This is a genomic window from Phenylobacterium sp. CCH9-H3, from assembly GCF_001557235.1.
GTDB lineage: Bacteria > Pseudomonadota > Alphaproteobacteria > Caulobacterales > Caulobacteraceae > Phenylobacterium.
Window position 1 is genome coordinate 1 of the sequence record NZ_LSJI01000062.1, and the last position, 23266, is coordinate 23266.

22 protein-coding genes are annotated in these 23266 nt (G+C 68.5%); 6 read left to right on the forward strand and 16 right to left on the reverse strand.

Annotated features, from left to right (window positions below):
- The 3 genes from AX721_RS05455 to AX721_RS05465 all read right to left on the reverse strand — a co-directional run.
- The coding region (locus AX721_RS05455; protein WP_197422476.1) for a hypothetical protein at window positions 1-263 on the reverse strand (263 nt) is incomplete at its 3' end.
- A gap of 157 nt (window positions 264-420) precedes the next feature.
- Window positions 421-1044 carry a glutathione S-transferase family protein gene (locus tag AX721_RS05460; protein WP_068875010.1) on the reverse strand — a complete coding sequence of 208 codons (624 nt, stop codon included), beginning with the start codon at window positions 1042-1044 and terminating at the stop codon, window positions 421-423.
- A gap of 136 nt (window positions 1045-1180) precedes the next feature.
- Window positions 1181-1696: a hypothetical protein gene (locus AX721_RS05465; protein ID WP_068875011.1), complete on the reverse strand. Its 516-nt coding sequence runs from the start codon at window positions 1694-1696 to the stop codon at window positions 1181-1183.
- Between the two features lie 822 nt (window positions 1697-2518).
- Here AX721_RS05465 and AX721_RS05470 point away from each other — a divergent pair.
- From AX721_RS05470 to AX721_RS05480, 3 genes are all read left to right on the forward strand, one after another.
- Window positions 2519-2884, forward strand: a complete 366-nt coding sequence (locus AX721_RS05470; RefSeq protein WP_068875012.1) for a hypothetical protein — start codon at window positions 2519-2521, stop codon at window positions 2882-2884.
- A gap of 62 nt (window positions 2885-2946) precedes the next feature.
- Window positions 2947-5751, forward strand: coding sequence for an ATP-dependent DNA helicase (locus tag AX721_RS05475; protein ID WP_068875013.1), 2805 nt, complete (start codon window positions 2947-2949; stop codon window positions 5749-5751).
- A 142-nt stretch (window positions 5752-5893) separates the two neighbouring features.
- Window positions 5894-6826 (forward strand): hypothetical protein, encoded by a 933-nt coding sequence (locus AX721_RS05480; protein ID WP_156467023.1) that lies wholly within the window; start codon window positions 5894-5896, stop codon window positions 6824-6826.
- Here the strand turns inward: AX721_RS05480 and AX721_RS05485 are convergent.
- The 9 genes from AX721_RS05485 to AX721_RS05525 form a co-directional block, all read right to left on the reverse strand.
- Window positions 6823-7236, reverse strand: coding sequence for an SRPBCC domain-containing protein (locus AX721_RS05485; protein WP_068875015.1), 414 nt, complete (start codon window positions 7234-7236; stop codon window positions 6823-6825). The two genes, AX721_RS05480 and AX721_RS05485, sit on opposite strands and share 4 nt — an antisense overlap.
- Complete coding sequence (locus AX721_RS05490; protein ID WP_068875016.1) at window positions 7229-7534, reverse strand: helix-turn-helix transcriptional regulator; 306 nt, start codon at window positions 7532-7534, stop codon at window positions 7229-7231. Before AX721_RS05490 ends, AX721_RS05485 begins: the two co-directional genes overlap by 8 nt.
- A 64-nt stretch (window positions 7535-7598) precedes the next feature.
- Window positions 7599-7853, reverse strand: coding sequence for a hypothetical protein (locus tag AX721_RS05495; RefSeq protein WP_068875017.1), 255 nt, complete (start codon window positions 7851-7853; stop codon window positions 7599-7601).
- A gap of 76 nt (window positions 7854-7929) precedes the next feature.
- Window positions 7930-8862 carry a prephenate/arogenate dehydrogenase family protein gene (locus tag AX721_RS05500; protein ID WP_068875018.1) on the reverse strand — a complete coding sequence of 311 codons (933 nt, stop codon included), beginning with the start codon at window positions 8860-8862 and terminating at the stop codon, window positions 7930-7932.
- A 2-nt stretch (window positions 8863-8864) separates the two neighbouring features.
- The gene (locus AX721_RS05505; RefSeq protein ID WP_068875019.1) at window positions 8865-9992 is read right to left on the reverse strand and encodes a histidinol-phosphate transaminase; all 1128 of its coding nucleotides are present in this window, start codon (window positions 9990-9992) and stop codon (window positions 8865-8867) included.
- A 49-nt stretch (window positions 9993-10041) separates the two neighbouring features.
- Window positions 10042-10845, reverse strand: coding sequence for a chorismate mutase (locus tag AX721_RS05510; RefSeq protein WP_068875020.1), 804 nt, complete (start codon window positions 10843-10845; stop codon window positions 10042-10044).
- A 94-nt stretch (window positions 10846-10939) separates the two neighbouring features.
- Complete coding sequence (locus AX721_RS05515; protein WP_068875021.1) at window positions 10940-12043, reverse strand: response regulator; 1104 nt, start codon at window positions 12041-12043, stop codon at window positions 10940-10942.
- 224 nt (window positions 12044-12267) lie between these two features.
- Window positions 12268-14751 carry a TonB-dependent receptor gene (locus tag AX721_RS05520; protein ID WP_068875022.1) on the reverse strand — a complete coding sequence of 828 codons (2484 nt, stop codon included), beginning with the start codon at window positions 14749-14751 and terminating at the stop codon, window positions 12268-12270.
- A gap of 419 nt (window positions 14752-15170) precedes the next feature.
- Window positions 15171-17975: a TonB-dependent receptor gene (locus AX721_RS05525; protein WP_369807892.1), complete on the reverse strand. Its 2805-nt coding sequence runs from the start codon at window positions 17973-17975 to the stop codon at window positions 15171-15173.
- Window positions 17976-18270: 295 nt separating this feature from the next.
- On the opposite strand from AX721_RS05525, the gene queC reads away from it, so the two are divergent.
- Genes queC through AX721_RS05540 form a run of 3 tightly spaced genes read left to right on the forward strand, consistent with a single transcriptional unit; the run spans window position 18271 to window position 20040 of the window.
- Complete coding sequence (queC, locus tag AX721_RS05530) at window positions 18271-19005, forward strand: 7-cyano-7-deazaguanine synthase QueC (RefSeq protein WP_068875024.1); 735 nt, start codon at window positions 18271-18273, stop codon at window positions 19003-19005.
- Window positions 19002-19634, forward strand: coding sequence for a 7-carboxy-7-deazaguanine synthase (gene queE / locus AX721_RS05535; RefSeq protein WP_068875025.1), 633 nt, complete (start codon window positions 19002-19004; stop codon window positions 19632-19634). Before queC ends, queE begins: the two co-directional genes overlap by 4 nt.
- Before the next feature lie 34 nt (window positions 19635-19668).
- Window positions 19669-20040, forward strand: coding sequence for a 6-carboxytetrahydropterin synthase (locus AX721_RS05540; protein ID WP_068875026.1), 372 nt, complete (start codon window positions 19669-19671; stop codon window positions 20038-20040).
- Between the two features lie 3 nt (window positions 20041-20043).
- Here the strand turns inward: AX721_RS05540 and AX721_RS05545 are convergent, their stop codons facing one another.
- From AX721_RS05545 to AX721_RS05560, 4 genes are all read right to left on the reverse strand, one after another.
- Window positions 20044-20544 (reverse strand): response regulator, encoded by a 501-nt coding sequence (locus AX721_RS05545; protein ID WP_068875027.1) that lies wholly within the window; start codon window positions 20542-20544, stop codon window positions 20044-20046.
- A gap of 184 nt (window positions 20545-20728) precedes the next feature.
- Window positions 20729-21847, reverse strand: a complete 1119-nt coding sequence (gene aroC, locus AX721_RS05550; RefSeq protein WP_068875028.1) for a chorismate synthase — start codon at window positions 21845-21847, stop codon at window positions 20729-20731.
- Between the two features lie 49 nt (window positions 21848-21896).
- Window positions 21897-22241: a hypothetical protein gene (locus tag AX721_RS05555; RefSeq protein WP_068875029.1), complete on the reverse strand. Its 345-nt coding sequence runs from the start codon at window positions 22239-22241 to the stop codon at window positions 21897-21899.
- A gap of 75 nt (window positions 22242-22316) precedes the next feature.
- A complete protein-coding gene (locus AX721_RS05560) occupies window positions 22317-23243 on the reverse strand; it encodes an SDR family NAD(P)-dependent oxidoreductase (protein ID WP_068875030.1) in 927 nt (308 codons plus the stop codon).
- Window positions 23244-23266: the final 23 nt, after the last annotated feature.

The window sequence follows — 23266 nt, forward strand, 5'->3', positions numbered from 1 at the left end:
CAATAGGTCGAGCGCCGCCCGCCGCCCCGCTCGTGGTCCCACCCGCCCAGGGTCTGCGCCCGCGCCAGCGCCCGGCGGAACCGCCCGTGCGCCTTGGCCCAGGCGGTCACCGTCCCCCGGTTGGGCATGCCCTCGTCGGCGCAGATCCGCTGGATCGTCTCCCCCGCGGCCACCCGCCGGCAGATCGCCCGCCCCACCTCGGCCGAAAACCTCACGCCCGGCCGCCGCCCGCGCGGCGACGCCGCCTCAATCACCTCGTCCATGGGTCCGCCCCTGATGTCCGGAAACGAAAAAGGGTCCCGCCGCGCCACCAGGCGCAGATCGAGACCCTGACAGAACCCTCTCACAAATGCGCGCGAACGTCAAGAACAAAAGAAGAACAGTTGCGCGGCCGGAACGGCGCCCCGGCCGCGACCGCAACTAGGCCGAGGCCGCCGCCGCCGGCGCGTCCTGGCGATAGGGGCACAGCGGCCGGGCCTGCAGCCGCGCCACATAGGTGGTCAGGTGCGGCAGGTCGTCGGTCATCCCCTGCCACACGCCCCAACAGGCCGCATAGCCGGCGAAGATGTCGGTCAGCGAGAACCGGTCGTCCACCAGCCAGTCCCGGTCCTTCAGGTGGGCGTCCAGCACCGCCAGTCCCCGCCGCGCCGCCGCCGCGTTCTGGGGAAACACCGCCGGCAGCCGCTCGTCCTCCGGCAGGATGAACATGTTGCGCGCCGTGTGCCAGAGGAACGCCTCGATCTCCGACAGGGTGAAGGCCACCCACTGGTCGTGCAGCGCCCGCGCCCACGTGCCCGAGGGCGCGACCAGCCCCGCCTCCGGATGGCTGTCGGCCAGCCAGTTGCAGATCGCAGCCGACTCGAACAGCGGCCGCCCCCCATCGCGCAGCGCCGGCAGCTTGCTCAAGGGGTGGATCTCCGCCAGCTCCGGCATCGCGAACACCTCGCGCCCCGCGATGCTCTCGAACGGCAGGCCCAGCTCCAGCAACGTCCAGCGCACCCGCGCCGACCGGGTGGGTTGAAGCTCGTAAAGCGTGATCGTCATCGGCCATGTCCTCAAAGCCGCGACCCCCATCGGGCCGCCCGCAGAGGACGAACCAGCCACACCCCGGCCGACACTTTTGCGCGCCCCGGCCTTTACCTCCCCCGCGAAGCGTATTCCACGCCCGGACGTCAACCCCCTAGAGGTCGTTCGGCGGCGGCGTGATCGGCCCTTCCAGCACCGTGTCCTGGTCGGCGAAGGCGTTGAACGTGGTCCCCTTGGGGATCGTCACGTTCTTGCCCTTCACGAAGCCCGCGAACACGCCGACCAGCACCACCGTCACGATCTGGGTGCCGGTGCGGTGGTCGCCCTGGGCGCTCTTGGCCGCCCGCAGCCGCACGCGCTGGTCGCCCACCTTCAGGTAGTTGACCCGCAGGTTCACCTTGCCGGTCTTGCCCAGCGCCCCGTTCTTGCGCGCCTCGACCACCTCGCCCACGCCGCGATACCCGGCGCGCAGGATCGTCCCGTCGGACAGCTTCACGTCGTCCATCAGGCTCACGGTGAAGCGGTCGCCCTCGTTCGCCGTCTTGCTGGAGATGGTGTCCTCCAGGCGCAGCGGAAACTCCGTCCCCTCCAGCACCTTGGTCTCGGCCAGCGCCGGGCCGCAGGCAAGCGACAGCGCGGCCGCAAAGGCCGCAACAGATTGGATTTTCAAGATAAGCCCCCCAAGACTTGTAGTTCTACGGCTAAGCTATGCCGGGTTGTGTAGGACGTCTAGGGCAGCGAGCGCGCTTACGCTGCTGACCTCGACCCATCTACCCCTCTACAGCCGGCGGCGCGGCACCCGCCTCGGCACCCGCTGCTCAAGGGAAATGCCGGGCTAGTCACCTCCTATTTCCGTTTCCAATCGACCTGAGGCTGTGCGCGTGCGGCAAAACAATTGACGATCTCGATTGGTGTTGGCGATATGCGGCGCACTCTGGGGGATGAGTTTGACAAGCGCACCGGGCCGAGGTGGGATCTGGGAATGGCCGTTTGAACAATCCAGCACTCTTGAAGTTCAGGGGGTTGGATTCTGGCTCAACGTGGCCGGCCTGGGTCTAACACTTGGTGGCTTTGCAGTTACCTGGTGGCAGCTAGTTCGAACTCGAACGGCTGCGATTTCGGCAAAGAACGAAGCTCACCGGATCGAAATACAACTCAAGAGATACGACGCCGCGCAGGATGTATCTCGCGCCAGTTACGCTCTTCATACCGCAAAGCGACACCTTTCTAACGACGCATGGAGTGATAGTGCCGAAAGTTATGAAGATGTCGGGAGGGCGTTGTTGGCGATCAAGGCAAATCTGGATGCCTTGGACGATAAAGTAATAGTAGATATAGATAGAGCGATATCATATATACGAAAATACTGCGAGCGAGTAGATCGGGGTCAATTAAATGGACCTTCGGATTCGGCGAAGGCGAAATCGGTTATTCGACGGCATGAGCAGTTGGTATCAGAAATAGAAGCTTTTCTTCACAGGGGTGTGTTCTGATGACGGCTGTAAAGTTCGCGAAGCTTCTAGATAAGATTTCCGAGAACACCGACCTTGGAGCGATCCATTGGCAGCTCGACGAGTTTGGCGATCCCTATTTCGAGTTAAACGGGCGGAAAGTGTTTGTAGAGGAGTCGGTAAACGAAGAGATTGTGCCGGTCATGGTTGTGAGAATCTTGAATACCGCCGGCCAATTGGTAGAGAAGTTTACGGATGATGATCTAAGAAATCGCGAGCCGCCGGCCGGCATGAGTTTCTTCGACTATATGAAAGAGCTCCAGCAAAAAGCGATTCGTCAGGCAACAGGTGCCGATAAGGCTGTGGATGAGCTAATTTCTGATCTTGATGGCTTAGTGCCATTCTAGATCGGGTCTCCCCCACCACAGTTCCCCTTCCGTTCATCCCCCGTCCGGCCTAACCTCCCGCGGTGTCCGCCCCGCCGATTCCGCTCACGCTCGCCCCGGCGCTCGTCGTCCTGCCGGGCCCGCGCTGCGCGGTCTGCACGCCGGCCGGTGACGCCCAGCCCATCCGGCCCCCCGACGCCCGCGACCTCTTCGAAACCGCCCCGGTCCTGCTCGCCCACGCGGGCATGACCGCCCGGCGCCTGGGCCTGCACGCCCCGCCGCGCAGCCCGCGCATCTTCGACGCCCTCGAGCTCTTCGCCTTCGTCCGGCCGGCCCAGTTCACCGCCCCGTCCGCCGCGGGCCTGGCTCAGGCCCTGGGCCTGCCCGAGCCCAAGGGGCCGGAGAGCCAAGCGGCCAGCCTGCAACAGGCCGTCCACGCCCTGCTCGCCGACCTCGCCGCCGCGCCCCAGCCCTCCCGCGAGGAGGCGCTGGCCGTGGCCGAGACCCTGGCGCGGGCCGGCTGGCCCTGGGGCTCGGCGGTGCTGGGCGCCCTGCGCTCGGCGCCCGCCGGCAACCAGTTCCGCTCGTCCGGCCTCGACGTCTGGATGCGCATCCCCGAGTGGGAGGCCGAGGCCCCGCCGGGCGAGCCGGGGTCCAAGCCCATCCGCGCCGCCGACGCCGCCGCGCGGCTGCGGTCCCTGCTGCAGAGCGCCGGCCTCGACGAGGCGCGCCCGGCCCAGGCCGACTACGCCGCCGAGGCCGCCCACGCCTTCCAGCCCCGCGACCGCGAGGGCGAGCCCAACATGATGCTGGCCGAGGCGGGCACCGGGGTCGGCAAGACCCTGGGCTACCTGGCCCCCGCCTCCCTGTGGGCCGAGGCCAACGGCCCCGCCGTGTGGGTCTCCACCTACACCCGCGCCCTCCAGCGCCAGATCGAGCGCGAGAGCCGGGCCATCTGGCCCGACGAGAAGGTGCGCCAGAAGAAGGCGGTGGTGCGCAAGGGACGCGAGAACTACCTCTGCCTGCTGAACTTCCAGGAACAGGCCAACGCCGCCCAGCTCGGCGGGTCCGACCTTGTGGGCATGGCCCTGACCGCCCGCTGGGCCCGGGCCACCCGCGACGGCGACATGACCGGCGGCGACTTCCCCGCCTGGCTGCCCGGCCTGTTCGCCGTGCCCCCGGCGGCCCAGGCCAGCGCCGCCAACCTCGTCGACCGGCGCGGCGAATGCGTCCACGCCGGCTGCCAGCACTACCGCGCCTGTTTCGTGGAAAAGGCGATCCGCGGCTCGCGGCGGGCCGACATCGTCATCGCCAACCACGCCCTGGTCATGACCCAGGCGGCCTTCGACGGCGCCCGGGCCGCGCGCGGGTCCAAGGGCGACACCGAGACCACCCAGCTTCGCCGCATCGTCTTCGACGAGGGCCACCACCTGTTCGACGCGGCGGACAGCGCCTTCTCCGCGGCCCTCTCCTGCGCCGAGGCGGCCGAGCTGCGCCGCTGGATCCGCGGGCCGGAAGGTCGTGGAAGACGTGGTCGGGGCCTGGAAGCCCGCCTGCTCGACATGCTGGGCGACCGGGAGGAGGCGCGGGCCGCCCTGGACGAGGCGATCCGCGGCGCCGCCGCCCTGCCGGGCGAGGGCTGGAGCGGCCGCATCGCCAACCCCAACGGCGAGGTCAATCCGATCGGGCCGATCGAGCACTTCATCGTCGCGGTGCTGGAGCAGCTTCGCGCCCGGTCCCAGCCGTCGGAGGTGGGCATGGAGTGCGCCGCCCGCCCGGCCCTCGACCTGGTCCGCGCCACCGCCCGCGACGCCGCCGTCGCCCTCTCGCGCCTGGAGGCGCCGCTCCTGGCCCTGGCCCGGGCGCTGGAGGACGTCATGGACCAGGAGGCCGAGACCCTGTCCGGCTCCGAACGCGCCAGGATGGAGGGGGCCTTGCGGGGCCTGGACCGCCGCGCCCGCATGACCCTGCCGGCCTGGCGCTCCATGCTGCGCGCCATCGACGAGGACGCCGAGGACGACCCCGACTTCGTGGACTGGTTCGACGGCACCTTCCTCTACGGCCGGGTGGTCGACGCCGCCTGCCGCCGCCACTGGGTCGACCCGACCGAGCCCCTGACCAACGCCGTCATCGCCCCGGCCCACGGGGTGCTGGTCACCTCCGCCACCCTGGCCGACCCGACGCTGGAGGACCCCTTCGCGCTGGCCGAGATGCGCACGGGCGCCGCGCGCCTGCCCGAGCGGCCCAAGACGCTCAAACTGGCCTCGCCCTTCGACTACGCCGCCAACGCCCGGGCCCTGGTGGTCACCGACGTCAGCAAGGACGACGCCCGCCAGGTGGCCGCCGCCATGCGCGAGTTGTTCCTGGCCGCCGGGGGCGGGGGCCTGGGCCTCTTCACCGCCATCCGCCGGCTGAAGGCGGTGCACGAGCGGATCGCCGCGCCCCTGGCCGACAAGGGCCTGGCCCTCTACGCCCAGCACGTGGACCCGCTGGAAGTGGGCGCCCTCGTGGACATCTTCCGCGCCGAGCAGGACGCCTGCCTCCTCGGCACCGACGCCGTGCGCGACGGGGTGGACGTGCCGGGCCGCTCCCTGCGCCTCTTGGTCTTCGACCGCATCCCCTGGCCGCGCCCGGACATCCTGCACAAGGCCCGTAGAGCCCGGTTCGGCAACAAGACCTACGACGACGCCATCGCCCGCGGCCGCATCGCCCAGGCCTTCGGCCGCCTCATCCGCCGCGCCGACGACAAGGGCGTCTTCGTCATGCTGGACGCCGCCGCCCCCACCCGCCTGTTCTCCGGCCTGCCGCCCGGCGTCGAACTGCAACGGGTGTCGCTCGTGGAGGCCATCGAGCAGGTGGAGGCGTTCCTGAAGGTGGAGGGGGCGTAGGCCGGGGGGCGGCGCTTCTGGTGTTCGTGATTTGTTCTTTACAACGACGTCGCCTAACGGCTACGCTTGAAGCGAGTGCGGAGTAGGGGAACATTCACGGTTGCATTTCATCCTCCGCGCTCCGTCGGAGGAAGGATCGATCGTGAAAGTGCGTCCGCTCATCGCCCTGGCCGCGGCCGTTCTGGTCGCCGGCGGTCCCGCCCATGCCGCTCCGGAGGATGCGGTGATGAACAAGGAGGGCTACTGGGGCATCGACGCCGACGAAAGCGGTTGCGCCGCCAGCATGACGCTTCAGGGCGGCTCGGTTTTCGCGCTGCGCGCGGTGGACGGGAACGTCACCTTTGCCCTCTTCAGCCGCACGGCCCTTGCCCGCGGCAAGACGGGGCGGATCGAGACCGAGGCCTATGGAGTCGACTTCGAGCCCAGCTACGGCGAGGATTCCACCACCCTCTACTTCAAAGGCGACCTGGACGCCCGGGCCCTGGCCGCCCTGCGCCTGGCCCGGCAGGTGCGCGTCCTGACCGGCGGCCGGATGGTGGCCTCCATGACCTTCGAGGGCACCGGCTTCGAGTCGGCCCTGGACGGCGTGACAGCCTGCTCCAAGGGCGAGAGCGGCTGGTGGGGCAAGGGCGTGGGGGCGGAGCCCGCGGTCGCCGAGCACAAGGACGGGCTCTGGCGCATGATGGCGGACAACGAGAACGGGATCTGCACCGCGCTGGCCGCTGTGGACGACAAGTACACCTTCGCCCTGCTCGCCGCCGGCGGACAGATTGGCTTCAGCGTCCTCGGTGACAAGGCCTTCAAGCGTGGCCGCAAGGGGCGGTTCGAGACCGACAAGTACAGCTTCGACTTCAAGCCGGGCTACGACGAGGAGGTCATGTTCTCGGAGCAAAGCCTGGACAGCCAGGCCCAGTTCGCCTTGCGGCGGGCCAAGACCGCGTTGATCAGCATCGACGGCAAGCCCCTGATCGACATGGCCCTGGACGGCGTCGGCCAGGGCCAGATCATGGACGACCTCGCCGCCTGCGCCCGCGGCGAGGCCGGCTGGTGGGGCGAGGGGCTGAAGGCCCGCTAGATCGCCGCCTCCAGGGCGCCCAGGATCATCGTCCAGCCCTCGCGGTCCTGCTCGACCCACTCGGGCGGCACGTCGGTGTGGGTGAGCGTCAGGCGGCAGCCGTCGCCGTCGGGGACGATCTCCACCGTCACCGTCGTCTCGGTGGGGTCGAACTGCGGCACGCCGAAGGTGAAGACCAGGCGGCGCGGCCGGTCGATCTCCAGGTAGCCGCCCACGTGCTCGATGTCGCCGTCCTCGCGCCGGTCGACGATGGTGAAGCGTCCCCCGGGCCGGGCCTCGATGTCGCAGCGCACGATGTGTCCGCCGGGCGCGGTGAACAGGAACCGCGAGGCGACCTTGGGGTCCAGCCAGGCGTCGAACACCTTCTCCGGCGGGAAGGGGTAGCGGTGGGTGACGGTCAGCTCAGCCATCGGTCAGCGCCTTCTCCAGTTCGCCGAGGCGCCAGGCCCACAGCGTCTTCTGCTCCGCGATCCAGTCCGCGGCCTCGTCCAGCGGCGCGGGGGTCAGGGCCAGGAAGTGCTCCCGCCCCGCGATCCGCCGCCGGACCAGCTTCGCCCGCTCCAGCATCCGGATGTGTTTCGAGACCGAGTTCAGCGAGATCGCGAACGGCCGCGCCACATCCGTGACCCGCGCCTCCCCCTCAGCCAGCCGGCTCAGGATGGCCCGCCGGGTGGGGTCGGCGATGGCGATCAGCGTCTCGTCCAACATATTCACCTCTAAGGGTGAATATCGCGCCAAAAAGAAGGCCGGTCAACCCGGCCTCCTCGAGGGGTCAGCCGCCCCGCTGGCGCATGGCCGCCATGGCCGCGTCCAGCTCGGCGGCGGTGACCTTGCCGTCCTTGTTGGCGTCGACCGCGTCGAACCGCTCGGCCGGCCGGCCCGCCGCGGTCCACTCCGCCTTGTCCACGGCCCCGTCGCCGTTCTTGTCCCAGTTCTTGATGATGTCGGCCGGCGCCGGCATCTGGGCGAAGGCGGCCCCGGCGCTGGCCAGCAGGGCGGCGGCGGCGGCGAAAACAAGCTTGCGCATCGGGTCGTCTCTCTCCGAAATTGGAGGGCGAGTTGAGCTCGCCGACGTTACCCGCTTATTGCGCGATTGTGGCGGATCAGTGCTTGCCGCGGTCGCGGCCGAAGTTGGGCTCGGCGCTTTCCTGGCCCATGGCGACGATGCCGCGCCGGATCTCCCGGGTGCGGCTGAACAGGTCGAACAGCTTGTCGCCCTCGCCCCAGCGGATGGCGCGGCTCAAGGCCTGGAGATCCTCGGTGAACCGGCCCAGGACCTCCAGCACGGCGTCCTTGTTGGTCAGGAACACGTCGCGCCACATGGTGGGGTCCGAGGCGGCGATGCGGGTGAAGTCGCGGAAACCGCCGGCCGAGTACTTCATCACCTCGGCCTCCGCCACGCCCTCCAGGTCGGCGGCGGTGCCGACGATGTTGTAGGCGATCAGGTGGGGCAGGTGGCTGGTGATGGCCAGGACCAGGTCGTGGTGCTTGGGGTCCATCTCCTCGACCCGGGCCCCCAGCGCCGTCCAGAACCGGGCGAGCTCAGCCACCGCCTCGCGGTAGGGTTCGTCCTCCCGGGCCTCCGGCGTCAGGATGGTCCAGCGGTTCTGGAACAGCTCGGCGAAGCCGGCGTCGGGGCCCGACTGCTCGGTGCCGGCGATCGGGTGGCCAGGGACCACGAAGACGCTGTCCGGCAGCGCCGCCGTCAGGGCGTCGGCCACATGCGCCTTGACCGAGCCCACGTCGGTGACGGTGGCGCCGGCCTTCAGGCCGGGCGCGGCGGCCTTGGCGGCGGCGGCCATGGACATCACTGGCACGGCGAAAACCACGAGGTCGGCGTCCCGCACGGCCTCGGCCGCATCGTCGAACACGGCGTCGGCCAGGCCCAGGGCCACGATCCGCTCCCGCGCCGGCGCAGAGGTCTCCGCGACCGCGATCTCGCCGACCGCGCCCGCCTCGCGCGCCGCCCGGATCACCGACGATCCGATCAGGCCGCAGCCGACCACCGCCATCTTCGCGTACACGGGCTCGCCCATCGTCAGGCCTTCATGAACTCGGCCAGGGCGTCGACCACGGCGCGGTTGTGCTCTTCGAGGCCGATCGTGAGCCGCAGGTGATCGGGCAGGCCGTAGTTCAGCACCCGGCGGGTCAAGAGGCCGCGCGCGCTGAGGAAGTCGTCCGCCGCCGCCGCTGTCTTGCCCGTCTTGGGAAAGCCGATCAGCACGAAGTTGGTCGCCGAGGGGCCGACGATGTCCAGCCCCAGCCCGCCGATCTGCTGGGCCAGCCAGGACCGCCACTGCTCGACGTGGGCGATCGACCGGGCCTGGAAGTCCTCGTCCGCCAGCGCGGCCACGGCCGCCCGCTGACCGGCGATCGAGGTGTTGAACGGCAGGCGGATGCGGTCGACCGCCGCCGCGATCTCGACCGGCGCATAGCCCCAGCCCACGCGCAGGGCGGCGAGGCCATGCAGCTTGGAGAAGGTGTGGGTGACCACGACGTTCTCCGTCCCGCGCGCAAAATCCAGCCCATCCTGGAACGCCGGGTCGGTGGCGAACTCGCTATAGGCGCCGTCCAGCACCAGCACCACGCTGGGCGGCAGCGCCGCGTGCAGGCGCAGAACCTCGGAGAACGGGATCCAGGTGCCGGTGGGATTGCCAGGATTGGCCAGGAAGACCAGCCGCGTGCGCTCGTCGACGACCTTCAGCATCTCGTCGACGTCGATCCTGTAGCCGGGCTCCTTGGCCAGCTTCACGTCGGCCTGGCAGGCGCGTGCGCCGATGGCGAAGGCGGCGAAGCCGTATTCGCCCTGCACGATGTTGTCGCCGGGCTCGAGGAAGGTCTGGTTCAGCAGGGCGAACACCTCGTCCGACCCGCAGCCGAAGATCAACCGCTCCGGCTCCAGCCGGAACCGCTCGGCGATGGCGGTCCGCAGGATGGTGGTGCGGCTGTCGGGATAGACCTGCAGCTCGTCGACCGCGCCGACGAACGCCTCTCGCGCGTTCGGGCTGGCGCCCAGGATGTTCTCGTTGGCGGACAGCTTGATCGGATTGGCCACCCCGTCCGCCTGCGCCTTTCCGGGCACATAGGCGTGGATGTCCATGATCCCCGGCTTGGGAAGCGGCTTGGCCGCGCGGGCGCGGTTCACGGGATCGGCGGTGTCGGGCATGCGGGGCGTGGCCAGGAGCGAGCGGAAGCGTTGCGGCGGAGGCGTCGTCTTACACGTCCAGCGGAGCGGGCGCAGCCCCGATCACGCCGCTCAGCCGGCCGGGCGCCCGCGCGAGGCGCTCGTCCTCGCGCTGGTAGAAGCCGGCCAGCATGAACAGCTTCAACCCGCCGGCCTCGGCGACCAGCTCGCCGGCGACGCCGTCGCGCCCCAGCGCCTCTTCGACGCCCGCGGCGGGGCCGGGGGCGTCGGTGACCCAGAACGTGCGGTCGTCTCCGGTCGGCTCGACGTCCACCGCGGCCATGGCCAGGGCCGACATCGGCCCCCAGGCGGCGAGACACGGTAGGGCGGCGAACACCTTGAGCTGCGGCTCGGCGAGCAGGCGGCCCCACCAGGCGCTGTCGGGAGCGAGGGCGCAGACGGCCACGCCGCCCGGGGCCCGCGCCGCGGCGAGCGCCTCCTCCGCCTTGGCGAACTGGCGCAGCGGCGGCGCCGCGCCGAAGCGGTGGCGCGCCAGCTCCACCACGCGGCCCGGATCCTTGCCGCCCCAGGCGTTGAGGTGGAACGGGCCCTGGACCGACAGGCTGTCGCCGATCATCTCCCGCCAGATCCGCACCACCAGGCCCGGACCGGCTGCGGACCGCTCGGCGGCGATCAGGCGTCGCAGGATGGCCGCCTCACGGCCGGGGCGCAGGGCGAATTTGTCGCCGTCGCCGGCCGCGCGCTTGGCGGCGGCCACGACCCGGGCCAGGGAGGCGCGCTCGTCCACAAGGCGCAGGAGTTCGGCGTCCAGCGCGTCGATACGCTGGCGAACCGCGTCCAGCGACGGCGCGGAGCCCGTCTTCGCCTCGGACATAAAACTCCCCCAAAACAGGAGCTCGCGACCTAAGGGATTGCAGCCGGGGGCGCAATAGGGCCGCCCGACGCAAGAAAGTTGCAGGTGAAACCGTCTAGGCCGCCGCGGCGCTGCGCTGCGGATCCAGCGCCTGCTGGAGGGCCGCGAGCAGGTGCTCGGGCTTCATCGGCTTCTCGACGACGCCGTTCATCCCGGCGGCCAGATAGGCTTCGGCGTCGTCCGGATCGGCGTTGGCGGTCAGGGCGATGATCGGCACCACGCCGACGGGGCCGGGGATCGCACGGATCGCGCGAGTGGCGGCGATCCCGTCCATCCGCGGCATCTTGATGTCCATCAGGATCAGGTCGAACCGGCCCGTGCGCGCGGCTTCGACCGCCTCCTCGCCGTCCTCCGCCGACTCGCTGGTGCACTCGAACATCTCGACGAGCGACTGGGCCACCATGCGGTTCGTGGCGTTGTCGTCGACCACGAGGATGTGCGCGGCGCGGCCGGTCTCCTCGACAGGCTCCTCCACGGTCTCGGGGATCGGCGCGAGCTGGAGCTCGAAGGTGGCGGTATCGGAGGCGCCGGCGTTGGCCTCCTTCCGCAGCTCGCCGTCCAGGCTCTTGAGCAGACGACGCGCCAGCATGGCGCCCAGGGCCACTTCCAGGCCCAGGCGCTCCTCGATGGCGCGGATCCGGGTTTCCTCGTCGGTTTTGTCCCACCCGGAATCGCGGGGGCCACGAACGCGGCCCTCCAAACGCACGCCATCGGGGCCGGAATGGGCGAAAAGGCCGGCCTCGACCGCGCCGCGCGCCTGCGCGGCCACCGCCTCGCCGATGAAGCCGTCGAAGATCTGCAGGAGACGCTTGCGGTCGCCCATGGCCGCAGCTTCCGGATCGCCGTCGTAGGAGACCAGGAGCGTGATCCCGGCGGCGCCGGCGCGCGGCTGCCAGCGCGCCTCGATCTCATCCATCAGTTCGCGAAGGCGGATGGGCTCCGCCTCGATCCGCACGCCGTCCGCCACGGACTTCAGGTCCAGCGCGGTGTCCAGCATACGCCGTACGGCTTCGGCGGCCTCGGCCACGCTGGCCACGCACGCTTCCCCGTCCGGCGTCAGGCGCTGCCGCCCCAGTTGGCCGGTCATGGCGAGCATGCCGTCCATCTGCTGGCGGATGTCGGCCGTGACGCGGTCGAAGAAGAACTCGGGCAGGGACATGGGCCGCCGGGAAACGAGGAACCTTTAGGTACTCATTCTGTGGGGCGAGCACTTGCGCAGAGGTTAAATCCCGGAGCAGCCGGCCGGGATTCTCGTAGGCTGCGTCAAAAGGCGGCGTGTGGCGGGCCCCCCCGTCCAGTTCGCGACGGCGGCAAAGAAGAAGGGCGGCGGACCGAAGCCCGCCGCCCCAAGTGGGCACGTAAATGGGAGGAAACGCGCCTTAACTAGAAGCGGTACTGCAGCTCCACGCCGTAGGTGCGGGGCTGGATCAGGCCGCGCGTGATGGCGGTGCGCGTCTGGACGATCGACGTCGTGCCCGGGTTCGGGTTGTCGAAGATCGCCGTGGGCGTGGTCGAGCCATTCGACGTGTAACCCTTGTTGTCGAAGGCGTTCTTCACGTAGCCGATCAGGGTGTAGCGATTGTCGATATCGTTCCACAGCACCCGGAAGTCGGTGACGTCGTAGGCCTTCACCTTGTTCGCCGCGCTCTTGAACGGCTGGTAGAAGGTCTCGTCCGTCCAGGTGTAGGTCGCCGACAGGATCAGCGAACCCGGTTCGAAGTCGAAGGTGTAGTTCGCGTTGCCGGCGAACTTGTTCTCCGGCGACTGGTAGATCTTCGAGCCCTTGAGGGTCTGGAACACCAGGCGGGTGCCGTTCGAGACCACCACGCCGCCCGAAGGGGTGGCGTTGGGGTCCAGCGCGCCCGGATCCGCCGGATCGTAGAAGCAGCAACCCTTGGTGATCTTGGTGTGCAGGTAACCGTAGCTGGCCGACAGATCGAGGTTGTTGATCGGCCGCCAGATGGCTTCCAGCTCCAGGCCGTAGGCCTCGGCGTCGACGTTGACGAAGTTGTTCGCCGCCGCCGTGCCCGCCGCGTTCAGCTGCGACAGGTTGAGCTGCAGGTCCTTGTAGTCGTTGTAGAAGGCGGCCGCGTTGATCTGGAACCGGCGCGCGATGGTCTTCTTCAGGCCGACTTCGACGGCGTCGACCTGTTCCTGCTTGGCTTCAGGCTGCGAGGAGAGGGTGCCCAGCAGGAAGCCGCCCGATTTGTAGCCGCGGCTGTACTTGGCGTAGCCGAGGGTGTCGGTGTCCGGCGTCCAGTCCAGGTTCAGCACGCCGGTGACGGCGTCCCAGCTGTTCTTCAGCGAGCGGAAGTTCTGCACGCCCGGCGTGGTCGGATCCATGTCCGACGACACGTCGAACGCCGCGGCGCCGCCTGCGATCGCCGGCGACTGGATGATCAGCCGCTGGAACTCGGTGCCTTCCTTCTTGTCCTTGGTGTAGCGGATGCCGGCGGTCACCGCGAACTGATCGTTGAGCTCGTAGGTGGCCTGACCGAAGACCGCGTAGGCCTTGGAGTCGAGCGTGGCCTGGGTGTCGGCGAAGTTGCGCAGCGGGTTCGGAGCGGCCGGCGCGCCGGTCAGGGTCAGCGGGTTGGCCAACTGGGACTGGTTGGGGTTACCGAGCTGGATGCGCTGGCGGTACTCTTCCTCGTACTGGTAGACGCCGAGGATCCAGCGGAAGGGCCCGTCGCCGTTCGAGGTCAGGTTGATCTCGTTGGAGTAGTAGCGCTTGTGCTCGTCGAAATCGGTGGTCTGGGTCGGGAAGTACGGGACCAGCATGCCGGGGACGCTGATGGCAGTCGTACGGCTGGTGCCGTCATAGTCGCCGCCGGTCTGGTAATTGTACTGCTGGAAGCCGCCGATGTACTTCAACGAGGCGAAGCCCAGGTCGTAGGTCACCGTCGTCGTCAGGACGTGGTTTCCACGCAGCTGGCCATAACCGTTCGTATTCGTGTTCTGGACGTAGGGATCCTCGACGCCCGGGTTCGGCGTCGCATAGCCGAACTGCGGGTTCACCTGCAGCTGGCCGATCAGGCCGAACACGCGGGTGGTGTCATAGGGCGTGACCAGGTTCGACAGGCGGTCGCCGACGCCCAGGGTGTCGTCCCAGCTGGAGCGATTGTAGCGGGCGAAGATCGACAGCTTCTCGGTCGGCTCGGCCTCGACCTGGAACTCGAAGTAGGTCCGCTTGATCTTGGCGCCTTCGTTGGCGGTGCCGATGTTCTTGATGAAGCCTTCGCGCTGATGGTCCTGGCTGCCGCCGACCTTGAAGCGCAGGTTCTCGGCGACCGGCAGCGAGACGACGCCCTCGATCCGCGTACGGTCATAGTTGCCGTAGGACGCACGGATTTCGCCGCCGAACTCCTGGGCCGGGCGCTTGGAGATCTGGTTGATCGCGCCGCCGATGGCGTTACGGCCGTACAGGGTGCCCTGCGGACCGCGCAGGATTTCCGTCCGCTCGATGAACAGCGGGGTCTTGAACAGTTCGGACGACGAGGCCGAGTAGAAGCCGTCCGAATAGGACGCCACGCCCGGGTCGTTGCCGATGTAGAAGGTGTTACGGCCGGCGCCCCGCAGGCTGACCCGGTCGGTGCCGGAATAGTTCATGCCGGGCGTGAAGTTCACGAAGTCCTGGATGCCGGTGATGCCGGCGATATCCCGCTTCTCGGACGTAAAGGCCGAAACGGCGACCGGCACGTCCTGCAGGGACTGCTCGCGCTTTTCGGCGGTGACCACCAGTTCCTCAAGGGTCGCACCTTCGTCGGCGGCGGCCTGGGCCAGGGCGGGTTGGGCGATGGCGGCGAGGGCGACGAACGAGACGCCGGCAGCCAGAAGAGCGCGCGCGGGCGCGGTTTTGCGAGCCATGAAATCCTCCCGAGGCGCGGACGGGGTCGCCGGCCGGTCTCGTGCTTTTGATATTGTTGGAACGGACGCGGGGAGGCGTCCGGGCGGCGGACCCTCAATGTGTCCGAGCGGTTCCGTCAACTGTACGGTGATAACTTGCGCCGTTAGGACGCCGCTTTTTTCATAGTGTGGCGAAAAGACCGCATTTTCGAATCCTTCGTGCAAAATAGAACGACGGTCGCTCAATTCGGTCCCTGATGGGGGACTCGTGCGGCGACCTAACGCGTTCGATGCGTACCGTTCAGTCAAAAAAGGGTGAATCAGCGGCCGGACGGGCCCGTTCTGTGGTGATCAGCGGCGCGCTGTTGCCGGCCGGGCACGAAAAAGGGGCGGCGGATCGCTCCGCCGCCCCCGAAGGCTTCCCCTGGAAGGGCTGGGTGTTACCAGCGCTTGGTCACCGAGACGCCGTAGGTGCGCGGCTCGGTATAGAAGACGTTCCGGAACAGGCCGGAGCTATCGTCGGTGAGGTAGAAGTCGGTGATCGCCTTTTCGTTGGTGGCGTTCTTGACGAAGCCCGCCAGCTCGACGCCCAGGTCCCGGTTCTCGACCGTCAGGGTCAGGTTGACGTTGTCCCAACCTTTGATCCGGTCGGCCTCGGAGTTGTAGATCCGGGCGTAGGTCTTGGTCTGCTTGTAGTAGTCGCCGCGCAGCGTCGCGTCCCAGTCGCCCATCGTCCAGGTGTACTGGGCGCCCAGCGAGATGGTCCAATGCGGCGCGTTCGGCAGGCTGTTGCCGTCGAGGTCGACGGTGACGCCTTCCGAGACCAGGCCGCCGAAGGCGTTGGTGCCGGCGGCGATCGCGCCCGTGCCGTTGATATTCGTGCCCGCCCCGGCGGCCGAGGCCAGGGTGCAGACGCCGAGCAGGTTGAACGGGTTGGGCGTGAAGCCCGGCACCTGGCCGTTGGAGATGGCCAGGGCCGTGGCCGCGGCCGCCGTCGACACCACGCAGTTCGAGGCCGCGCTCGACTTCACCAGGGTCAGGCCCGCGTTGCCTTGGGTCCGGTTGAAGGTGTCGATCGAGGTTGCGTTCTTGATCTTGGTGTCGAGGTAGCCGATCGCCGCGTTCAGGCGCAGGCCCTCGACCGGCTGCCAGATCGACTCGAACTCGGCGCCCATCACCTCGGCGTCGATGTTCTCGTTGGTCGAGGCGCGGTTCACGATCTTGGAGACCTGGTAGCCTTTGTAATCGTAGTAGAAGCCGGTCAGGTTCAGCTGCATCGTGCCGTTGAGCAGCGTGTTCTTCGTGCCGATCTCGTAGGAGTTGATGAACTCCGGCTCGAAGGTGGCCGGCACGGGAACCACACCGATGCCCGGGCTGGGCGGCGTATTGAGGCCGCCGGCCTTGTAGCCGCGCGAGTAGAACGCATAGACCAGGGTCTCATCGGTGAAGCCCAGGTCCGGCTTCCAGTCGAAGCCGAAGCGGCCCGTCGGCTCCTTGAACTTGGTCTTCAGGATCGCCGGCGCGCCGGGAAGCGGGCCGCCGATGCCGACGCCGGGCGTGCCCAGCACGACCGAGTGGTTCTCGACCTCCTTGCTGTCCACCGTGTAGCGCAGGCCGAGCGTCCATTTGAAGTTGTCGGACATCTGCCAGTAGAACTCGCCGAAGGCGGCGTAGGACGTCAGGTCGTAGGGGCCGTAGCTGTCGTAGTAGTTGTGGCCGCTGCGGTTCGGATCGGCGTTGGGATCGATCGCCACGCAGGGGGCGGCCCCCGCGCAGTTGGCGTTGCCGGTCGTGAGCAGGTTGTTGATCTGGTAGTAGCCGGTCCCGGTGTTGAACATCACGTAGTAGTCGCCGGTCGCCTGGTAGCGCGAGAAGATACCGCCGATGTTGTAGTTGAACGGCCCGTCGAAGTTCGACTGCAGCCGAATCTCGTGGCTCCACTGCTCGGTGTAGGCCGAGGAGATGTCGCTGGTGGTGAAGCGGTTGAACGCGCCGTTCTGCGGGTCGTTGATCCTGCCGCCCGGGAACAGGCTGGCGTAGATCGCGGCATAGTTCGGCACCGCCGCGAACGCATTGACCGGGTTCGGCGTGGTGTTGAAGCTCGTGCTCGGCGTGTAGCGGTTGTAGTCCTGGCGCGTGTACAGCTTGTAGAAGGTGTAGGCCGACAGCCAGTTCAGCGTCAGGTTCTCGGTGACGTCGAAGGCGGCGTTGAACTCATAGATGTCGGTCTTGGACTTGTAGATCGGGTCGAACGTCGACTCGATGTCCCGGATGTTCGGGGTCTGCATCTTGCCGGCGTAGGCGTCGCCCGTCTGGAAGCCGCCCAGGGCGCCGAAAAGGCCGCCCAGCGTGGCTTGCGAGTTCACGGTGCCGAGCGCGCTCGGATCGTACAGCGAGGTGGCCGAGCAGCCCTGGCTGAACAGCCCGCGCTGGATCTGGCCGATCAGGCCGCCGGCGGCGGTCGAATAGCCCAGGCCGCCGACGTTCGCCGGACCGTTGTCCTTGGTGCAGAACTGCTTGCCGATCCGCGAGCGGTTGTCGTCCTCCTCGAAGTGATCCCACATCGCCCAGGCCCGGAAGCGGTCGGTGGGGTTGAGGGCGATGGTGGCGCGGACGCCGTAGAGGTCGCGATCGTCCGCGTCGTTGCCGGTGACCAGGTTCTCGCCGAAGCCGTCGCGCTTCAGGTACGAGCCCGCGAAGCGCGCGGCGAGCGTCTCGCCCAGCGGGATGTTGATCATCCCGCGCGCCTTCATGGTGTTGTAGTTGCCGTATTCGGCGCGGAGGTTGCCCTCGAAGATGTCCTTCGGCTTGGCGGTCAGCAGGTTGACCACGCCGCCGGTGGCGTTCCGGCCATAGAGGGTGCCCTGCGGGCCCCGCAGCACTTCCACCCGCTCGACGTCGTAGAACTCGGTCTCGAACAGGTTGTTGGCGATCAGCGGGGCGTTGTTCAGGTGGATGCCGGTGCCGGCGTCGCCCGAGCCGGCCACCAGCTTGGAGCCGATGCCGCGGATCTGGAAGTTGTAGCCGGTGAAATTCCCCTTGGAGAAGTTCACGTTCGGCACGGCCAGAACCAGGTTCGGGCCGCCGTCGATCTTGGATTTCTCGAGCGCGTTCTGGTCGAAGGCCGAGACGGCGATCGGCACGTCCTGGAGGGCTTCCTCCTTCTTCTGCGCCGTGACGACCAGTTCTTCGATCACGTTCGCCCCGGCCGTCTGGGCCATTGCGGGCATAGCGATCGCGGTCAAGGCCGTGGCGGAAACGCCAACAGCCAGCCAACTCCGAAGAGTGCGGATATCCTTCATATTGTTCCTCCCAGGGGCGTCCCGAGCTCTTTTTGGCCCGTGGTCCGCCGTTACGCCGCTAAAGCGCAAGCCAAACGGGGAGGCGGCGCGCCCCCCATTCGGCCGTGTTCACGGTCCACCCGTGTTCGCTGACTGTCAACGGAAGCTAAGCCGGCTAAGGGATTGCGGTGGCTAGTGTGGCGCCCGGAACACCCAAGCTTCCCTAGCGTCGCTTCCCTGAAAGGCGCTTTCCGCCCATATGGGGCCGATGCACGACGGCGCTCTCGTCCTCTTTTCCGGCGGCCAGGATTCCACCGCCTGCCTGGCCTGGGCTCTCGACCGCTACCCGCGGGTCGAGACCGTCGGGTTCGACTACGGCCAGCGCCATGCCGTCGAGTTGCAGGCGCGACAGGCGGTGCGAGCGCGCTTCGTGCGCGAGTTTCCCACCTGGGCCCCCCGCCTGGGCGACGACCACATGATCGATATCGCGAGCTTCGGGGCCCTGGCCGAGACGGCCATGACCTCCGACCGCGCGATCGAGATCACGGAGAAGGGCCTGCCGTCCACCTTCGTCCCGGGCCGGAACCTCGTGTTCCTGACCTATGCCGCGGCGCTGGCCGACCGGCGGGGCCTGAACGTGCTGGTGGGCGGGATGTGCGAGACGGACTTCTCCGGCTATCCCGATTGCCGGCGCGCGACGCTCGATGCGATGGAGACCGCGCTGAACCTCGGCATGGAACAGGCCTTCCGCATCGAGAGCCCGCTGATGCGCCTCACCAAGGCGCAGACCTGGGCCTTGGCCAAGGGGCTGGGCGGCGAGCCGCTGGTGGCCCTGACCGTCGAGGAGAGTCACACCTGTTATCTCGGTGAGCGCGGGACCCTGCATCCCTGGGGCTATGGCTGTGGGACCTGTCCGGCCTGCGAGCTGCGCCAGCGGGGGTATGAGGCCTGGGACGCGGAAGGCCGGCCCTCGTTGGGGGGCGAAATGGGATGAGCTACGCGGTCAAGGAGATCTTCCTGACCCTCCAGGGCGAGGGCGGCCAGGCCGGTCGGCCGGCCGTGTTCTGCCGCTTCGCCGGCTGCAACCTCTGGAGCGGGCTGGAGCGTGACCGCGACAAGGCCGTCTGCACGTTCTGCGACACCGACTTCGTAGGCATGGATGGGCCGGGCGGCGGGCGCTTCGCCGACGCCGACGCGCTTGCGCGCGCCGTCGAAGCGGCCTGGGTCGGCGGGCCTGACCAGCGCTTGGTCGTGCTGACCGGCGGCGAGCCGCTGTTGCAGGTGGACGAAGCTCTGATCGAGGCTCTGCACACTCGCGGCTTCTCCATCGCCCTGGAGACCAACGGCACCCTGGCGGTTCCGCCGGGCGTCGACTGGATCTGCGTCAGCCCCAAGGCCGACGCGCCCGTCGTGCAGACCCACGGCCAGGAGCTGAAGCTGGTCTTCCCCCAGGAAAAGGCCCGCCCGGAGCGCTTCGAGCACCTGGATTTCGAGCGTTTCCTGCTGCAGCCGATGGACGGGCCCGACCGCGCCGCGAACACTGAAGCGGCGATCGCCTATTGCCTCGCACACCCCCGGTGGCGTTTAAGCGTCCAAACCCACAAATACCTCGGCATTGCCTAGAGCCTGCAGGGCTTCGGCAGCCACTAGATTTGCGATGAACCAGCCCACGTTCGAAATCACCAAGGCCGCGACATTCGACGCGGCGCACTACTTCGCCGAGGGTCCGGAACACCGGCCCTACCAGAACCTGCACGGCCACTCCTTCAAGGTGGAGGCGACGGTCCGCGGCCACACGCAGGAGCCCGTGGGCTGGGTCGCCGACCTCGCCGACCTGGAGGCGGCGCTCAAGGGCGTGGCAGGCGAGCTGGACCACGGCCTGCTGAACGAAAAGCCCGGCCTGGAGCGCCCGACCCTCGAGCACATCTGCCTCTATTTCGCGGAACGCCTGCGGGTGAAGTTCCCCGGCCTCTCCCGGATCGTGGTCTCGCGGCCCACGATCGGGGAGAGCTGCGCGCTCAGTCTCTAGCCCTCAACCCACCTGCTTTTGAGTGTCGCCGCTGCGGCGGCGCGGGCCGCCGTAGTTGGGATCGTTCCGGCGGCGGCGATCGGGACCGAAATAGTCCTCCGTGCGCACGAAGGATCGGGGGTGTTCGACGGCCTGGTGCAGCCGCTCGATGACCCCCCGCGCCGTCAGCGGCTTGGCCAGGAACTCGCTCACGCCGGCGTCCCGCGCCTCGTTCACCCGGGCGAAGGTCGAGTGGCCCGTGATCATGATCACCGGGGCCATCTGGTTCGGGCTGTCGGGCGAGTTGCGCAGCAGGCGGACGAAGTCGATGCCGTCCAGCGGCTGCATCGACAGGTCGGTCATGACCACGTCGATGGGATAGTCCCGCATCATCTGCAGGCCTTCGGCTCCGTCGTTCGCCTCGTAGATGTAGTGCACGCCGATCGCGCGCAGGATCTCCGCCAAGAGAACCCGCATGTAGTGGTTGTCGTCCACCAGAAGTATCTTCAGGAGGTCGTAGCGCACGGCGCGATCTTAGCTGTCCACTGTGACGAACCGGGTTGAGCAAGGGCAATGCGCGCCCGGCGAACCGGTTTCGTGGATTAGGGTGACCCGCGTTCGGCGGTCAACGGAATATCGACGTCATGCGACGCGAAACGGGTTCCGGATCAGGGAGTTGGTCGCCCGGCAGTAGTCCGCGCGATCCTGTTCAACCGATGGATGGACCAGGGGCGAAGGCGCCGCCGCCGGTCTGGGCTCGATGGCGCAGGAACGCGTCGGCCAGGACGCAGGCGACCATGGCCTCCACCACGGGGACGGCGCGGATGCCGACGCAGGGGTCGTGCCGCCCCTTGGTGCGCAGGTCGATCTCCTCGCCCGCCTCGTTGATGCTTCGGCGCAGGGACAGGATGGAGGACGTCGGTTTGAAGGCGACGCGCGCCGTCACCGCCTGGCCGGTGGAGATGCCGCCCAGGACGCCGCCCGCCTTGTTCGACAGGAAGATGGGCCCATCGGCGCCCATCCGCATCTCGTCGGCGTTTTCCTCGCCGGAGAGCGCGGCCGAGGCGAAGCCGGCGCCGATCTCCACGCCCTTGGCGGCGTTGATCGACATCAGGGCCCCGGCCAGTTCCGCGTCCAGCTTGCCGTAGAGCGGCGCGCCCCAGCCGGCGGGGACGCCCGTGGCCTCCACCGCGACGACCGCGCCGGTGGAGGAGCCGGCCTTGCGGATCTGTTCGAGATGCTCTTCCCAGATCGGCACGATCTGCGGGTCAGGCGCCCAGAACGGATTGTCGCCGGTGACGGCGAAGTCCATCCGCGCGGGATCCACGGCGTGCGGCCCGATCTGGACGACCGCGCCGCGGATCGTCACGCCGTCGATCACCTTGCGGGCGATGGCGCCCGCCGCGACCCGGGCCGCCGTCTCGCGGGCGGACTGCCGCCCGCCGCCGCGATAGTCGCGGACGCCATACTTGGCGAAGTAGGGATAGTCGGCATGGCCGGGCCGGAAGGCCTGGGCGATCTCGGAATAGTCGCGGCTGCGCTGGTCGACGTTGTCGATCATCAGCGAGATCGGCGTGCCGGTGGTCACCTGGCCGGCCGTGCGCTCGTCCTGGAACACGCCCGAAAGGATGCGGACCACGTCCGGCTCCTGGCGCTGGGTGACGAACTTGCCCTGGCCCGGGCGGCGGCGGTCCATCCACGGCTGGATGTCGGCCTCCGAGAGGGCGATCCCCGAAGGGCAGCCGTCGACCACGCAGCCTAGCGCCGGCCCGTGGCTCTCGCCCCAGGTGGTGACGCGGAAGAGGTGGCCGAAGGTGTTGTGCGACATGGCGGGCGTTCTGTAGCCGGTTCGCCCGCCCGCGCCAAACGGCGGCGCTCTAGATGCGCAGGTCGACGAAGGCGCCCATGGCCTGGACGGGCGGAGGCGCGGTGCGGCGGGCGGTTTCGGCCAGGATGGCGGCCTCGGCCTGCAGCCGCTGCTGCGGCGGCAGCTTGAAGAGCGAGACCATGTCGACGCCGCGCTCGGCCATGACCTGGCGGCGAGCCTGTTCGCGGGCCTCGGCGCTGTTCTCGACCGGCGCCACGGGACGCACGTTGGACACCTGGAAGTTCCGCGCAGCCTGGCCGGTGATGCTCAGCCCGGCGGGCGTCTGGGCGACGTCCGCGACGGCGTAGGCCGCGCTGCGGGGCGTTGCGCCAAAATGGATCAGGCCGACGTTCATGCGACAGCACGTCGCAACGGCGGCGCCAGACGGCCGATCTCCCCCACCGCCACGGCAGCGGGGGAGGCCGAAGGCTTACGCCGGCTGCTTCTGTGCGGTGGCGCCGGGCAGGGTGGCGCGGTTCAGGTCGAAGAACTTCGGCGCCATCTTCGGCACAGCTTCCTCGAGGATCGACTTCACCGTCCAGCCCTCTTCCTTGGTGACGGTCTCGATGGGCCGCGGCTGCGAGTAGAGGATGATGTTCTCGCCCGACGAGCCGAAGATCTGGCCCGAGACGTGGGCCGCCTCGGGGCTGACCATCGCCACGGAGAATCGGGCCGGCTGGTCGGCGCGGATCTTCTCGGCCATCACCTTGCGGCGCTCGGCGGCGGCCTCGTCCTTGATCGGCACCGACTGGGTCATGCGCGTCCAGGCGACAGGCGCCAGGCAGTTGGACCGCACGTTGTTGCGGGCGCCCTCCATGGCGATGATCCGCGAGAGGCCGGCGATGCCCATCTTGGCCGCGCCGTAGTTGGCCTGGCCGATGTTGCCGAACAGGCCCGAGGTGGACGTGAAGAACATGTAGGCGCCGTCGTTCTGCTCGCGGAACAGCTCGATGGTGGCGCGGGCCACGTTGAAGGAGCCGCGCATGTGGACCGCGATCACCGCGTCCCAGTCGGCCTCGGTCATCTTGTGGAACATCACGTCGCGCAGGATGCCGGCGGGATTGATCACGGCGTGCAGGCCGCCGAATTCCTTCTTGGCCTGCTCGACCATGCCGTAGACGGCGTCCAGGTCGGTCACGCTGTCGGAGTTCGAGACGGCCTGGCCGCCATTGGCGCGGATCAGGGCCGCGACCTCCTCGGCGGGGCCGGCGGAGCCCGCATCGTCGCCCTTCAGCCCGGCGCCCAGGTCGTTGACCACGACCTTCGCGCCTTCCTGCGCTGCGATCAGCGCGCAGTCACGGCCGATGCCGTTGCCGCCACCGGTAACCAGAACAACCTTGCCGTCCAATGCGCCCATGACCGTCAATCTCCCTAAAATGA